Genomic DNA, 13198 nt, shown 5'->3' with positions numbered 1-13198 from the left:
CGTTGAGTTGGGTAGATGGGCAGCCGGCTGCAGGGCTGCCCATTCATGATCGAGCGCTTGCGTACGGCGACGGTTTGTTTGAAACGATCAAGGTGGTGCGTGGCCGGCCCGAGCTGTTCGATCGACATTTGCAGCGGCTGACACTCGGCTGCGAGCGCCTGGCGATTCCCTGTGACATTGATCTGCTGAGCAGTCAGCTTCGGGCTTTCAGTGCCGAGCTTGGCGGCGGGGTTGCGAAACTCATTGTCAGTCGGGGGGAGGGCAAAAGGGGCTACGCTCCGCCCATACCTTGTCAGCCTCGCACTGTCATGACGGGCTCGCCCTTGCCGCACTACCCGAAAGCACATGCTGAACAGGGTGTGCGCCTCTTCCCTTGTACGACCCGTCTTGCCGAACAGCCGATTCTGGCCGGGCTGAAACACCTCAATCGTCTGGAGCAAGTGCTGGCCCGCGCCGAGTGGCAGGACCCCGTGTTCGCCGACGGCCTGATGCGCGACACCTCTGGGCGAGTTATCGAAGGCGTCTTCAGCAATCTGTTCATCGTCGAGTCGAACCTGTTGGTGACGCCTTCCCTCGAGCGCAGCGGCGTCGCGGGGGTCATGCGCGCAGAGGTGCTGGAGCAAGCGCGGCACGCTGGAGTGCCGACCCGGATCGGCGATCTTTCGCTCGAACAGCTATATCACGCGGACGAGGTTTTCCTGTGTAACAGCCTGTACGGCATCTGGCCTGTACGCCAATTGGACGCCCGCGTATGGCCGGTAGGGGCTCTCACACGTAAACTTCAACGCCTGGTGGCTGATCTGTCGAGCGATACGTGATTCGAAAACTGTCTTTTGCGCTCATCGGCGCTTTGCTGGTCGCAGCGTTGGCGCTCGGTCTGGTCTTCTGGAAGCTTCATACCGCGTTGGGGCAACCATTGCGGTTAAATGCGGCGCAAACGCTCGAGGTCCAGCCCGGAGATACGCCCAGTGGCTTGTTTCAACGGTTGGAGCGAGACGGCGTCTTGGACGACTCGTTTTGGTTGCGGCTGCATTGGCGGCTGAAGCTTTCCGGGCATACCTTGCACAGCGGCGAGTATCAGTTGCGGCCTGAAATGACTGCCCGCGACATGATCGGGCTATGGCAACGAGGCGAGGTTGTGCAGCACACCCTGACCATCGTAGAGGGGTGGAACTTTCGTCAGGTGCGCGCGGCGCTGGCGGCCCTCCCAACGGCTCAGCAGACGATCGGTGGCCAGTCGGATGACGAAGTCATGCAGCGACTCGGTCAAGCGGGCTTGCACCCCGAGGGACGTTTTTTCCCGGACACCTATAGTTTCACCCGAGGTGTCACCGATCTCGAACTGCTCCAGCGCGCTTATTCACGGCTGGAAACGGTACTGGCCGAGGAATGGCAACAGCGTAGCGAAGGCTTGCCCTATCAAGACCCGTATGAGGCGCTGATCATGGCTTCAATCATCGAAAAGGAAACAGGGGTTCCGTCAGAGCGCGGCGAGATCGCCGGCGTTTTCGTGCGCCGGCTGGAGCAAGGCATGTTGCTGCAGACTGACCCAACGGTGATTTATGGCATGGGCGAACAATATAGGGGTCGCATTACCCGCAGTGATCTGCGCCGACCGACCCCCTACAACACCTACACCAATAGCGGGTTACCACCGACGCCAATCGCCATGGTTGGTCGTGAAGCGATTCATGCTGCTCTGCATCCGGTCGAAGGAAAAAGCCTGTACTTCGTCGCGCGGGGTGATGGCAGTCATGTATTCAGTAATTCCTTGAGCGAGCACAATCGCGCGGTGCGTGAATATCAACTTAAGCGCCGAGCTGACTATCGTTCCAGTCCTCCGCCCCGGCAAGCTCCGGCGCCAATTGAGAATGCCCAGTGACAGGACTCTTTATTACGTTGGAAGGACCCGAAGGTGCTGGCAAGAGCACTAATCGCGAATACCTCGCGCAGCGTCTGCGCGACCGCGGCCTTGATGTCGTATTGACGCGCGAGCCGGGGGGCACGCCATTGGCTGAGTCTATTCGTGAGCTGCTGCTGGCCCCTGCAGACGAGCCGATGAACAGCGATACGGAGCTGTTACTGGTGTTTGCGGCGCGCGCGCAGCATCTTGCTCAGGTCATACGCCCCGCGCTTGCGCGTGGAGCCGTGGTTCTGTGCGACCGTTTCACCGATGCCACCTATGCCTACCAGGGCGGTGGGCGTGGGCTCTCCACGCAGCGCATCGAGCAGTTGGAAAGCTTCGTGCAGGGCGAGATGCGTCCGGATCTGACGCTGATTTTCGACTTGCCTGTAGAGGTCGGTCTAAGCCGTGCTGCTGCGCGCGGACGCCTTGACCGGTTCGAACAAGAGGGGCTCGAATTCTTCGAGGCCGTGCGCAGCACTTATCTCAGTCGCGCGCGAGACGACCTGCAGCGCTATCGTATTGTCGATGCGAGTCAGTCTTTAACCGCCGTGCAGCAGGATCTGGAGGAGCTCTTGCCTGAGGTGTTGGAGCGTGCACTTGGCTGACGGCGTTCTTCCATGGCAGGCTGATCTCTGGCAGTCGCTGGCTGCTCGTCAACAGCACGCTCATGCGTATCTGCTGCATGGGCCCGCAGGCATCGGCAAGCGGGCGTTAGCCGACCAGCTAATGGCACTTTTGCTCTGTCAGCGCCCTTCTGCGCATCGCGCCTGTGGCAGCTGTAAAGGCTGCCTGTTACTCGCAGCTCATACTCATCCAGACCATTACATCCTGGAGCCCGAGGAGGTCGATAAGGCCATCAGGGTCGATCAGGTTCGGCAGTTGGTAGGGTTCGTTACCCAAACCGCTCAGCTTGGCGGGCGCAAGGTGGTGCTGCTCGAGCCGGCCGAGGCGATGAACCTGAACGCTGCCAACGCATTGCTCAAGAGCCTCGAAGAGCCGGCGGGCGATACCGTACTGCTGCTTATCAGTCATCAACCCAGCCGGTTGCTGCCGACGATCAAGAGTCGCTGCGTGCAGCAAAACTGCCCATTGCCCAGGCGTCAGCAGAGCCTTGATTGGCTGGCAGCAAAACTGCCTGATGTGTCGTCCGCGCAGCGAGAAGAGCTACTCGCATTGTCTGCAAACTCGCCTTTGGCTGCGCTCAAGCTGCACGATGGCGGAGTACTCGATATGCGGGTGCAAGTGGTCGAAGGGGTAAAGAAGCTGCTCAAACGGCAGCAATCGCCCAGTCAGCTGGCCGAGGCGTGGAACCCACATTCGCTGATCCTGTTGTTTGACTGGTTTTGCGAGTGGGCGCATTTGATATTGCGTTTTCAGATGAGCGGCGATGAGAGTGGCCTGGGCGCGGCCGATATGCGGAAGGTGGTTCAGTATCTTGCGCAGAAGTCGTCACCTGATCGGCTGCTGACGTTTCAGGACTGGCTGCTGGCCCACCGGCAGAAAGTGTTGGGCAAAGCCAACCTTAACCGTGTCTTGCTTCTCGAAGCGCTTCTGGTGCAGTGGGCAAGCTTGCCCGGGCCAAGCTAGAATCCATCGGAACTGTCGTTAGGAATACTGCATGAGCTTGCCTGCAAACCTTGGTCCGCGTAACGGCATTCTGTCCCTGACCATCAAGGACAAGTCGGTGCTCTATGCCGCGTTCATGCCGTTCATCAAGCATGGCGGATTGTTCATTCCGACCAACAAGAGCTACAAGCTCGGCGATGAAGTGTTCATGTTGCTGAGCCTGATGGATGAGCCAGAGAAGATTCCGGTTGCCGGCAAGGTCGTGTGGATCACGCCCAAGGGCGCTCAAGGCAACCGCGCGGCGGGCGTTGGCGTGCAGTTTAATGAGGGCGACTCGACTGCTCGCAACAAGATCGAAACCTATCTGGCCGGCGCGATGAAATCCGACCGTCCCACGCACACCATGTAGTTTCATCTCGGGCGATTGCTCGTTCGCTGTACCGCTTTCTGGCCGCTGCTTTTCGCTCGGCGCCGGCCTGACCTTACCGCCCTGACTGCGACCAATTGATTGCTTTGTTCTACAATGGCGCGTTTTAGGTTCGGACACTTTCCATGCTGATCGACTCGCATTGCCACCTGGATCGTCTCGATCTCGCCTCGTACAACGGCTCCCTCGATGCAGCACTGGATGCTGCGCGTCAGCGTGGCGTTGGGCATTTCCTCTGTATTGGCGTCAGCGCCGGGAACACAGCAGCGGTCAAGGCGCTCGCGCAGCGCTATGAAGATGTCGACTGCTCGGTGGGCGTGCATCCGCTGGACCTTGAGCCCGGCGCCGAGCCAGCGCTGGGCTGGTTGTTGCAAGAGCTGGACGCCCCCGGCGTGGTGGCAATCGGCGAAACCGGGCTCGATTACCATTACGAGCCCGAAGCTGCCGAGCTGCAGCAGCAGTCGTTCCGCCTGCATCTCGAGGCCGCACGGATCTGCGGAAAACCGGTCATCGTCCACACCCGGGCGGCGCGTGCCGACACGCTGGCGCTGCTTCGCGAAGCGTCGTTGCCGCAGGCCGGTGTACTGCACTGCTTCACCGAAGACTGGGACATGGCCAAGGCGGCCCTGGATCTCGGGTTCTATATTTCACTATCGGGCATCGTGACATTCCGCAACGCCGAAGCTCTTCGCGATGTTGCTCGCCGTGTTCCAGCGGATCGCCTTCTGGTGGAAACGGATTCGCCGTACCTGGCCCCAATCCCCCATCGCGGTAAACCTAACCTGCCGCAGTATGTGCGCGAGGTTGCCGAGTACCTTGCTGAGTTGCGTGGGGACGGTTTCGAGGCCCTTGCGGCCCAAACGACGGAGAATTTCAAGCGGTTGTTTCCCTTGGCTCGCGTCATCAACTGAAGCGCGTGAGTGCTTGCAAACCGGTGCACGTGGCGGGCCTTCTCCACAGATGCGGTGTACAATCCGCGCCGCTTCAGGCGTGCTGGCTACCGGCATGCGGTGACGACGGTTTGGGTTGGTGCTCAAGCATAGCCGGCCGTCAGTCTCGTCATTTCTCCGTCACAGACCAAACAAGGTGACGCCATGTCCAGCGATACGCTGCACACCGGACCGCTCCAACGCGGCCTGAAAAACCGGCACATCCAGCTGATCGCGCTCGGCGGCGCTATCGGAACGGGGCTCTTCCTCGGATCGGCTGGCGTGCTGCGCAGTGCCGGTCCTTCGATGATTCTCGGCTATGCCATCGGTGGGATGATCGCGTTTCTGATCATGCGGCAACTCGGCGAGATGATCGTCGAGGAGCCGGTTGCCGGGTCCTTTAGCCATTTTGCGCACAAATACTGGGCACCCTACGCGGGGTTTCTGTCCGGTTGGAACTACTGGGTGCTTTACGTGCTGGTGGGAATGGCCGAACTGACGGCGGTCGGCAAGTACGTCCAGTTCTGGTGGCCGGAGATGCCGACCTGGGCCACTGCTGCGGCGTTTTTCGTACTTATCAATCTGATCAATCTGGTCAACGTGAAGACCTTTGGTGAGACCGAATTCTGGTTTGCGATCATCAAGGTGGGCGCCATTATCGGCATGATCGCGCTCGGCTTGTACTTGCTGGTGAGCGGAGCAGGGGGCGAACAAGCTGCGCTCAGCAACCTCTGGAGCCACGGTGGGTTCTTCCCCAATGGCGTCAGCGGGATGGTCATGGCCTTGGCAATTATCATGTTTTCCTTTGGCGGCCTGGAGCTGGTGGGGATCACCGCAGCCGAGGCATCCGACCCGAAGACGGTCATTCCCAAAGCCATCAATCAGGTCGTTTACCGGATTCTAATCTTCTACATCGGCGCGCTCAGCGTTCTGCTGGCGCTCTATCCTTGGGACAGTCTGCTGGAAACGCTGGGCTCGGCCGGCGACCCCTACAGCGGCAGCCCTTTCGTGCAGATTTTTTCACTGATCGGCAGCGACACGGCGGCGCATATCCTCAACTTCGTGGTGCTGACAGCTGCCCTCTCGGTCTATAACAGCGGCGTGTACTGCAACAGCCGCATGCTTTACGGGCTGGCAGAGCAGGGCGATGCGCCAAAGGTGCTGATGATGGTGAATCGACGTGGAGTGCCGGTGCTGGCAATCGCTCTTTCAGCGCTGGTCACCATGCTCTGCGTGCTGGTGAACTACCTGCTGCCGCAAACAGCCCTCGAATTGCTCATGTCGCTGGTGGTTGCAGCGCTGCTGATCAATTGGGCGATGATCAGTCTCGCTCACTTGAAGTTCCGCAAAGCAATGAAAGGGCAAGGGATCGAGCCTTCGTTCAAGGCCTTCTGGTACCCGTTCAGTAATTACCTTTGCCTGGCTTTCGTCGCATTGATTGCGGCGATCATGCTGTCGATGCCCGGTCTGCGAACATCCATCATAGCCATGCCGTTCTGGGTGCTGTTTATCTGGATATGCTTCCGGTTGCGCCGTGCGAGCCTTCGTGTAGCGCACGCCAAAACCTGAGTCGCGGGCAAAAAAAACCCGGCGTCGCGAGGAGCCGGGTCAAGACCATTAGGAGTATGAGGTCACGTTCCTCGCTCCCTCAGCTGGCCGAGCATTGGGGGGATTGCGCGGCCAGTGATTGAAGTATTGGTCCGGATCGTTAACCCTGCTGGGCGAATACGCTCATTCTTAAACGGATTTGGAATAGTCGGTCAAAGGCTGATCGCTCACTTTGCGAGCAGATGGTGAATGATCGCCAAACTCTGCTCGATGACCTCAGGTCGCGTGTAGAAATGCGGCGAGAGCCTCACTCCTCCACCACGAAGCGCACAGACGATCTGCTCCTGTTTGAGGTGATGGAAAAGCGTTGGGTTGTCCATCCCGTCGATGCTGAACGTCAAGATTCCAGCTCGTCGAGCTGGGTCGGCTGGGCTCAGTAATGCGACACCCGGCATGGCCGACAGCTCGTGCTGAAGATGATCGATGCGTTCAGCCAACGCCGTGCCTACTGCGACCATCCCCACTTCTTCCAGCAGGGACAGGCTTGCGTCCAGTGCCATTGCGCCGAGCAGGTTCGGGCTGCCGCACTCAAAGCGCCGAGCACTGGAGGCTGGCTGCCAATCGCTACGGTCATAATCACCGGCGTGCTCGAGCATATGCCAGCCGTATTCATGTAGCTTGAGCTGACCGCGCAAGTCGCTTCGGCAATAGAACACGCCCAGGCCTTCCGGGCCCAACAGCCATTTATGTCCGTCCGCCATGGCGAATGCACATCGGTACTGTTGAACATCGAATGGCAGCGCGCCCAGTTGCTGGATTGCATCGATGCACAGCAATACGCCCCGTTGTTCGCAGCCTTCACCGAGTCGCGGCAGATCGAGCCGCAGACCGCTCGCATACTGCACTGCGCTGATCGCCAGCAAGCGTACATTCGGTCCGCAGGCGGCGAGCAGATCGCCTTCGGGGTCCTTGCCCTTGAGACTGACCTGAATGACCTCGACTCCTTGCGGCTGCAATGCCTCCCAAACCACGCGATTGGAAGGAAACTCCTCGTCGCTGATGACGATCTGGTCACCTGGTTGCCAGTCCAGCCCAAAGGCCACAAAGGAAAGCGCTTCCGAGGTGTTTTTGACCAGCGCGATGTCCGCCGGGGTGGGTGCGTTGAGTAATCTGGTCAGGCGGTCTCGCAGGCGGGCTTCGACCGCTAACCACTGCGGATAGTCGCGCGCGCCAATCGTGATGTTCTGCTGGGCAAAGCCGATCACCGCATCGCTCGCTCGACGCGGCCAGGGCGAGACGGCGGCGTGATTTAGGTATCGTAAGCCTTCGATTTGCGGAAATTCGTCATTCAATGTGCTCATGGGCAATGCTCCGTGCATTTTCTGACTAAACAGGCATAATCACCTGCTTCGATTGTTCACACCGCAGCCTCTTATGCAAAATGAATCCCGCAAGGTCCGCGAATTTCGCCGTCGCGAACAAGAGATTCTCGACACGGCGCTCCAGTTATTCCTCGAACAAGGTGAAGACAGTGTCACCGTCGAGATGATCGCCGACAGGGTGGGCATCGGCAAAGGCACCATCTACAAGCACTTCAAATCTAAGGCCGAGATCTATCTACGGCTGATGCTCGACTACGAGCGGGATCTGAATGAGCTGCTGCATTCACCGAGTCTCGATCAGGACAAGGAAGCGCTGTCGCGCGCCTATTTCGAGTTTCGTATGGGCGACCCCCAGCGTTATCGACTGTTTGACCGGCTTGAGGAGAAGGTGGTCAAGGGTAATCAGGTGCCGGACATGGTCGAGGAGCTTCATCGTATCCGTGCTTCCAACTTCGAACACCTGACCCAGTTGATCAAGGGACGCATCGCCGAAGGCAAGCTGGAAGACGTGCCACCTTACTTCCACTATTGTGCCGCCTGGGCGCTGGTGCATGGGGCCGTTGCGCTGTATCACTCGCCATTCTGGAGCAATGTTCTCGAGGATCAGGAAGGTTTCTTCCAGTTCCTGATGGATATCGGCGTACGTATGGGCAACAAGCGTAAGCGCGACTAGCAACTTGGACTAGCAGCAATGACTAGCTGGCGAGGCGGGTACATCCGATGAGCACATTTCCCATCAGCTACATCGAGCCGGTGTTCCGGCCGCCAAGCGAAGCGCACTCGCTGATCTTGCCTGTTACCAATGGATGCTCCTGGAATCGCTGCACCTTCTGCGAGATGTACGTTCAGCCGCAGAAGAAATTCCGCGCTCGAGATGAAGAACAGGTGCTCGAGGAAATCAGGCGATGTGGCGAGCGGATGATCGTTCAGCGCGTGTTTTTAGCTGATGGAGATGCGCTGGTACTACCGACTCGCCGACTGCTGACCATTCTCGAGCAAATCCGCAAGCACATGCCCGATGTCGAGCGCGTGTCGAGCTACTGCCTGCCACGTAACCTGCGCAAGAAGTCGGTCGAGGAGCTCAAGGAGCTGGCTGATGCTGGTCTCAAGATGGCTTACATAGGCGCGGAATCCGGCGACGACGAGGTGCTCGCGCGGGTCAATAAAGGTGAGACCTACGAGTCGACGCTCAGCGCATTGGACAAGTTGCGGCAGGCTGGAATCACGCGCTCGGTGATGATCCTCAACGGCCTGGGCGGAACGGCCCTCAGTGAGAAGCATGCAGTGAATTCGGCCCGCTTGATGAACCAGGCGCAGCCTGAGTATCTGTCTACGCTTGTCGTCAGCTTCCCTGGTGGCGAGGCGCGCTTTCGCGAAGGATTCGCGGATTTCGAGGCGCTTGACCGTCAGGCGCTGTTCGCCGAGATCCAAACCCTGCTGGAGGCGCTGGAACTCAAAGACACCGTGTTCCGCAGCGACCATGCTTCAAATTATCTGGTTCTCAAGGGGGTTCTTGGCCAGGACAAGAGCGCCCTGTTGGCTCAGGTCCGCCAGGCTATTGAATCACCAGAGCGTGCACCGCTGCGCCAAGAGTGGCAGCGGGGGCTTTGAGGGATTCCTGCGAACTGGCGTGTTTGCTGCATTGCTTTGCCGAACGTCGGTTTTCCGTCAGGACTGGTGCAGATGATGAAAGTGTTCAGCCTTATCGTGGCCGTGCTCATGCTGAGCGGCTGCATGAAGGTCAGCGATATGGCCGAGGAAACCCGCTACCAATTGCGAGACGTTGGCATTCTCGACCATAGCGAGACTGTGAGATCCGCCTCGTGGCGGCTGCAGCCGGATTCATTCATCTACATTGCGCAGGGGCATTTCGTTCCTCCAGGCGGGGCCTATCCTCGGCCGAACGTGGTCGCCGAAGAAGCGTTTGAGAGCTTCGTTCGTTATTTTCCGCTGGTCCGGCGCGCTCCAGAACCCGTAGGACTGGAGGAAGCATTGAACCAGGCGGCGATCGCTGGTGCCCATTACTTGTTGTATTCGCGTTTCGCCGCGGCCGATGACCGTATTGGCAGTTTTGACGAGCTCAACGATCAGCGTGCGCTTGATCGTCTGGGTGTCGATACTAGCGTGGTTCAGTTGATGCTGATCGAGACCGGCAATCGGTATCTGGTCGATACGGCAAGTATTCGAAGCCGCGGCGGTTTGCTAAACATTTATGACGCGACACCACAGGTCTTGTTGGGACCGCCCTTGCGTGACTACGCCCGGCGCCTGATAGGTCTGGGACGCTGAGGAGCCGATATGAGTGATACGGGAAAAGCTGCGAACCTGTTAAGTCAGATTCCCAAGGCCGAGAAAAAAGGCCTGCCACCGGTACACCTGTGGAACCCGCCGTTCTGCGGTGATCTGGATATGCGAATCGCGCGCGACGGGAGCTGGATCTACCAAGGTACGCCAATCGGCCGGCCAGCGATGGTGCGGCTGTTTTCCTCGGTGATCCGGCGGGACGGCGATGATTATTTCCTGGTGACCCCAGTCGAGAAGGTCGGCATCAAGGTGGATGATGCGCCGTTCGTTGCAATCGAGTTGATGGCGGAAGGCAGTGGCGAAGGCCAGGTGTTGCGCTTTGTCACCAATGTTGGCGACGAAACCGAAGCGGGAGCAGAGCACCCAATCCGGGTCGAGCTAGATCCGAATACTCAGGAGCCAGCGCCCTATGTTCATGTGCGGGCCAACCTCGAAGCGCTGATTCATCGCAACGTGTTCTATCAGTTGGTGGAACTGGCAGTGCCACGAGAAATCGATGGTGTTGCTTGGCTAGGTGTCTGGAGCCATGGTCAATTTTTTCAGATAGGTCGCCCCGAGTAGCGCGTCAGTGCGGTTTGAGCCGCTCACTTTCCGACCTCGGTAATCTCTTTGCGCTGGCCCTGGGTTTGCGTCTCGGCACAGACGTACCGAGTGCGCTGCCCCGACTGAGGTCAGTCGGTGCGCCAGACGATTTCAGCTTCACCACGCTCACTGACGCTGATCCAGCGGTCGGCCTCTTCCACCGATTCTTCTTCCTGCCAACCGCCCGGTGCGCAGCGAATTTCCACGCCAAGTGCCTGATAGGCATCGCGGGCGCAGGCTACATCGTCTTCCCAAGGTGTGGCGTCGCTTTCAATCAGCAGGCTGTGCCACTTGCCCACGGCCTTGGGCAGCCAGGTCACTGGAACGTCGCCGGCCCTGCACTTGAAGGTTTTACCCTTTGCTTGCCAGGGGGAGCAAGTTCCGACCGCCTGGCTCAGCCAGTCAGTGACGGCGTCTTGGCTGGCGTCCCTGAGGTAGATTTCGATATCCGGTTGACGCATGGAATGGCCTTGTCTGGCTGACGTTGCAGCGGTTGGATGGTAAGTGTTGAGACCTCAATGGCCACATCAGACGCATTGCAAAGAATCTAGGTCGAGGTAGCGTTCGCTTGCAGGTTCTGTTCAGTCTCGCTGAATCCAGTCATAGCGTATCGCAACCCGTACGTGCAATGGCGCCTCAATGACTGCTGCGCGGCGTTCCGCACTTGCGCGCCAGCCGTGCGGAGTCATCGCCAGCAGATCGGCTCGCGCCTGCGAGTCGTCCAGCTGCAACTTGAAAGACAGTGTCTCGCTGTGTGCGAGGTGCATACCTTCAGGAATAAGCGACAGATGCTTCTGGTCGTCGTAATCACGGACCTCGTCATACAGCAGCCCTCGCAGTTCCCATAGGTGCTCGCGAGTCGGCCCCATGCGCAGCAGGCCGCCGCCGGGCGCTAGCAGGCGGCGTGCTTCGGTCCAGTCCAGCGGGCTGAAGACGCTGGCCAAGAGACCGCAGCTGGCATCAGCCAGTGGCACCCGTGCCATGCTTGCTACCAGCCACTCGATCTGCGGCGCACGCTTACAGGCGCGCTTGACGGCTTCGCGGGAAATGTCCAGCGCATAGCCTTGCGCGCAGGGCAGCGCTTGAGCAATCTGCGCCGTGTAATAGCCTTCGCCGCAGCCAATATCGAGCCAGCGACGCGGCGAGCGCTCGGCTGCCAGCTGTGCCAGACGCGTCGCCAGCGGCGCGTAGTGACCGCCATCGAGAAAGCGCCGCCGCGCCTCGACCATGGCCTGGTTGTCGCCTGGATCGCGGCTGTTCTTATGTTGCACCGGCAACAGGTTCAGATAGCCCTTACGGGCTCGATCGAACCGGTGATTGGCCGGGCAGGCAACGCCATTTTCCACCGCACCCAGCTCGCCGTGGCAGATAGGACAGATCAGCATGCGAGCAGATTGACCAGGGTCTGGTAGTAGATCTCGGTAAGCAGATCGAGGTCGCTGGCGAGGATATGCTCGTCCACCTGATGAATCGTCGCGTTGACCGGCCCCAGCTCGACCACCTGGGTGCCCAGTGTGGCGATGAAGCGCCCATCCGAGGTCCCGCCGCTGGTTGAGGGCTTGGTCTCGCGGCCGGTGACGCTGCGGATCGCCGCAGCCACGCCATCGAGTAGGTCACCGGGTTCAGTCAGGAAGGGTAGGCCCGAAAGGGCCCAGTCGACGCTCCAGTCGAGACCGTGTTTATCGAGAATCGCCGCAGTGCGTTGCTGCAACCCTTCGACGGTGGATTCGGTGGAAAAGCGGAAATTGAACACCGCCTCCAGCGTGCCGGGGATGACGTTGGTCGCGCCGGTGCCTGAATTCAGATTAGAGATCTGGAAGCTGGTCGGCGGGAAGAAGTCATTGCCATCGTCCCAGTGTTCACCCGCCAGTTCGGCGAGTGCCGGTGCCGCCAGATGGATCGGGTTCTTGGCAAGATGGGGGTAGGCCACATGGCCCTGTTGTCCGCGAACCGTAAGCGTGCCACCGAGGGAGCCGCGGCGACCGTTTTTGACCACGTCGCCGACCAGCGTAGTGCTCGATGGCTCACCAACAATGCACCAGTCAAGCCGCTGGCCGCGCTCACGCAAGCGTTCTACCACAGCCTTTGTGCCGTGGTGTGCAGGGCCTTCCTCGTCGCTGGTGATGAGGAAAGCGATCTGGCCTTTGTGGTCCGGCTGCTCAGCGGTAAAGCGCTCGACCGCGACAATCATCGACGCCAGGCTGCCTTTCATGTCGGCAGCACCGCGGCCATGGAGCATGCCGTGCTCATCGATCCGCGCGGCGAACGGCGGATTCTGCCACGCCTGTATCGGGCCGGTAGGGACCACATCGGTGTGGCCGGCGAAGCATAGGACCGGACCTTCGTTGCCGCGAGTCGCCCAGAAGTTTTCGACGTCCTCGATGTGCATCGGCTCAATGGCGAAGCCGCAGGCGGCGAGACGCTCACTCATCAGTTGCTGACAGCCCTCATCCAGCGGGGTGACCGATGGCCGATTGATCAGCTCGCAGGCGAGTTCGAGGGTCGGGGAGAGGGCGGCGGCGGTCATCACGGCTCCGGGGCAAGGCGGGGAAAG

Annotated in this window: 15 protein-coding genes; 11 read left to right on the top strand and 4 right to left on the bottom strand. The window is 59.7% G+C overall.

All coding sequences use genetic code 11. The features are described from left to right. The first annotated feature begins 2 nt into the window (after nt 1-2). The 7 genes from pabC (at nt 3) to BUE09_RS09445 (ending at nt 6397) form a co-directional block, all read left to right on the top strand. Complete coding sequence (gene pabC, locus BUE09_RS09475) at nt 3-818, top strand: aminodeoxychorismate lyase (RefSeq protein ID WP_073300754.1); 816 nt, start codon at nt 3-5, stop codon at nt 816-818. Next, nucleotides 815-1882 (top strand): endolytic transglycosylase MltG, encoded by a 1068-nt coding sequence (gene mltG / locus BUE09_RS09470; RefSeq protein WP_073300753.1) that lies wholly within the window; start codon nt 815-817, stop codon nt 1880-1882. The genes pabC and mltG overlap by 4 nt, the downstream gene beginning before the upstream one ends. After that, a complete protein-coding gene (gene tmk / locus BUE09_RS09465; protein ID WP_073300752.1) occupies nt 1879-2511 on the top strand; it encodes a dTMP kinase in 633 nt (210 codons plus the stop codon). The genes mltG and tmk overlap by 4 nt, the downstream gene beginning before the upstream one ends. Continuing rightward, the gene (locus tag BUE09_RS09460) at nt 2504-3493 is read left to right on the top strand and encodes a DNA polymerase III subunit delta' (RefSeq protein WP_073300751.1); all 990 of its coding nucleotides are present in this window, start codon (nt 2504-2506) and stop codon (nt 3491-3493) included. Before tmk ends, BUE09_RS09460 begins: the two co-directional genes overlap by 8 nt. 31 nt (nt 3494-3524) lie before the next feature. Then, nucleotides 3525-3881, top strand: a complete 357-nt coding sequence (locus BUE09_RS09455; RefSeq protein WP_019342489.1) for a PilZ domain-containing protein — start codon at nt 3525-3527, stop codon at nt 3879-3881. Nucleotides 3882-4024: 143 nt separating this feature from the next. Then, nucleotides 4025-4810, top strand: coding sequence for a TatD family hydrolase (locus BUE09_RS09450; RefSeq protein WP_073300750.1), 786 nt, complete (start codon nt 4025-4027; stop codon nt 4808-4810). A gap of 183 nt (nt 4811-4993) precedes the next feature. Next, the gene (locus tag BUE09_RS09445; protein ID WP_073300749.1) at nt 4994-6397 is read left to right on the top strand and encodes an amino acid permease; all 1404 of its coding nucleotides are present in this window, start codon (nt 4994-4996) and stop codon (nt 6395-6397) included. Between the two features lie 206 nt (nt 6398-6603). On the opposite strand, the gene BUE09_RS09440 is transcribed toward BUE09_RS09445, so the two are convergent. Further along, on the bottom strand, nt 6604-7737 hold the full coding sequence (locus BUE09_RS09440; protein ID WP_073300748.1) for an aminotransferase class V-fold PLP-dependent enzyme: 1134 nt from the start codon (nt 7735-7737) through the stop codon (nt 6604-6606). Nucleotides 7738-7810: 73 nt separating this feature from the next. Between BUE09_RS09440 and BUE09_RS09435 the strand changes: the two genes are divergently transcribed. From BUE09_RS09435 to BUE09_RS09420, 4 genes are all read left to right on the top strand, one after another. Next, a complete protein-coding gene (locus BUE09_RS09435) occupies nt 7811-8431 on the top strand; it encodes a TetR/AcrR family transcriptional regulator (protein ID WP_019342493.1) in 621 nt (206 codons plus the stop codon). A gap of 47 nt (nt 8432-8478) precedes the next feature. Further along, the gene (locus BUE09_RS09430) at nt 8479-9369 is read left to right on the top strand and encodes a radical SAM protein (RefSeq protein WP_073300747.1); all 891 of its coding nucleotides are present in this window, start codon (nt 8479-8481) and stop codon (nt 9367-9369) included. A 72-nt stretch (nt 9370-9441) separates the two neighbouring features. Further along, nucleotides 9442-10047 carry a DUF4823 domain-containing protein gene (locus BUE09_RS09425; RefSeq protein WP_073300746.1) on the top strand — a complete coding sequence of 202 codons (606 nt, stop codon included), beginning with the start codon at nt 9442-9444 and terminating at the stop codon, nt 10045-10047. A 9-nt stretch (nt 10048-10056) separates the two neighbouring features. Beyond that, nucleotides 10057-10623, top strand: a complete 567-nt coding sequence (locus BUE09_RS09420; RefSeq protein ID WP_073300745.1) for a DUF1285 domain-containing protein — start codon at nt 10057-10059, stop codon at nt 10621-10623. 110 nt (nt 10624-10733) lie between these two features. Here BUE09_RS09420 and BUE09_RS09415 read toward each other — a convergent pair whose 3' ends face one another. The 3 genes from BUE09_RS09415 to dapE all read right to left on the bottom strand — a co-directional run bounded on the left by BUE09_RS09415 (nt 10734) and on the right by dapE (nt 13171). Next, nucleotides 10734-11105: a hypothetical protein gene (locus BUE09_RS09415; RefSeq protein ID WP_073300744.1), complete on the bottom strand. Its 372-nt coding sequence runs from the start codon at nt 11103-11105 to the stop codon at nt 10734-10736. Nucleotides 11106-11225: 120 nt separating this feature from the next. Further along, complete coding sequence (locus BUE09_RS09410; protein WP_073300743.1) at nt 11226-12029, bottom strand: putative RNA methyltransferase; 804 nt, start codon at nt 12027-12029, stop codon at nt 11226-11228. Beyond that, nucleotides 12023-13171 carry a succinyl-diaminopimelate desuccinylase gene (dapE, locus tag BUE09_RS09405; RefSeq protein ID WP_073300742.1) on the bottom strand — a complete coding sequence of 383 codons (1149 nt, stop codon included), beginning with the start codon at nt 13169-13171 and terminating at the stop codon, nt 12023-12025. Before dapE ends, BUE09_RS09410 begins: the two co-directional genes overlap by 7 nt. Nucleotides 13172-13198 lie beyond the last annotated feature (27 nt).

It is taken from the genome of Stutzerimonas xanthomarina DSM 18231 (assembly GCF_900129835.1).
Lineage (GTDB): Bacteria > Pseudomonadota > Gammaproteobacteria > Pseudomonadales > Pseudomonadaceae > Stutzerimonas > Stutzerimonas xanthomarina.
Note: the sequence above shows the minus strand (reverse complement) of the source record. Positions and strands in the feature narration are given on the sequence as shown.

Bases quoted from the DNA above. Each gene is read 5' to 3' on its own strand.
- BUE09_RS09455 (WP_019342489.1), top strand. From the start codon at position 3,525: ATGAGCTTGCCTGCAAACCTTGGTCCGCGTAACGGCATTCTGTCCCTG.
- BUE09_RS09450 (WP_073300750.1), top strand. From the start codon at position 4,025: ATGCTGATCGACTCGCATTGCCACCTGGATCGTCTCGATCTCGCCTCG.
- BUE09_RS09445 (WP_073300749.1), top strand. From the start codon at position 4,994: ATGTCCAGCGATACGCTGCACACCGGACCGCTCCAACGCGGCCTGAAA.
- BUE09_RS09440 (WP_073300748.1), bottom strand. From the start codon at position 7,737: ATGAGCACATTGAATGACGAATTTCCGCAAATCGAAGGCTTACGATAC.
- BUE09_RS09435 (WP_019342493.1), top strand. From the start codon at position 7,811: ATGCAAAATGAATCCCGCAAGGTCCGCGAATTTCGCCGTCGCGAACAA.
- BUE09_RS09430 (WP_073300747.1), top strand. From the start codon at position 8,479: ATGAGCACATTTCCCATCAGCTACATCGAGCCGGTGTTCCGGCCGCCA.
- BUE09_RS09425 (WP_073300746.1), top strand. From the start codon at position 9,442: ATGATGAAAGTGTTCAGCCTTATCGTGGCCGTGCTCATGCTGAGCGGC.
- BUE09_RS09420 (WP_073300745.1), top strand. From the start codon at position 10,057: ATGAGTGATACGGGAAAAGCTGCGAACCTGTTAAGTCAGATTCCCAAG.
- BUE09_RS09415 (WP_073300744.1), bottom strand. From the start codon at position 11,105: ATGCGTCAACCGGATATCGAAATCTACCTCAGGGACGCCAGCCAAGAC.
- BUE09_RS09410 (WP_073300743.1), bottom strand. From the start codon at position 12,029: ATGCTGATCTGTCCTATCTGCCACGGCGAGCTGGGTGCGGTGGAAAAT.
- dapE (WP_073300742.1), bottom strand. From the start codon at position 13,171: ATGACCGCCGCCGCCCTCTCCCCGACCCTCGAACTCGCCTGCGAGCTG.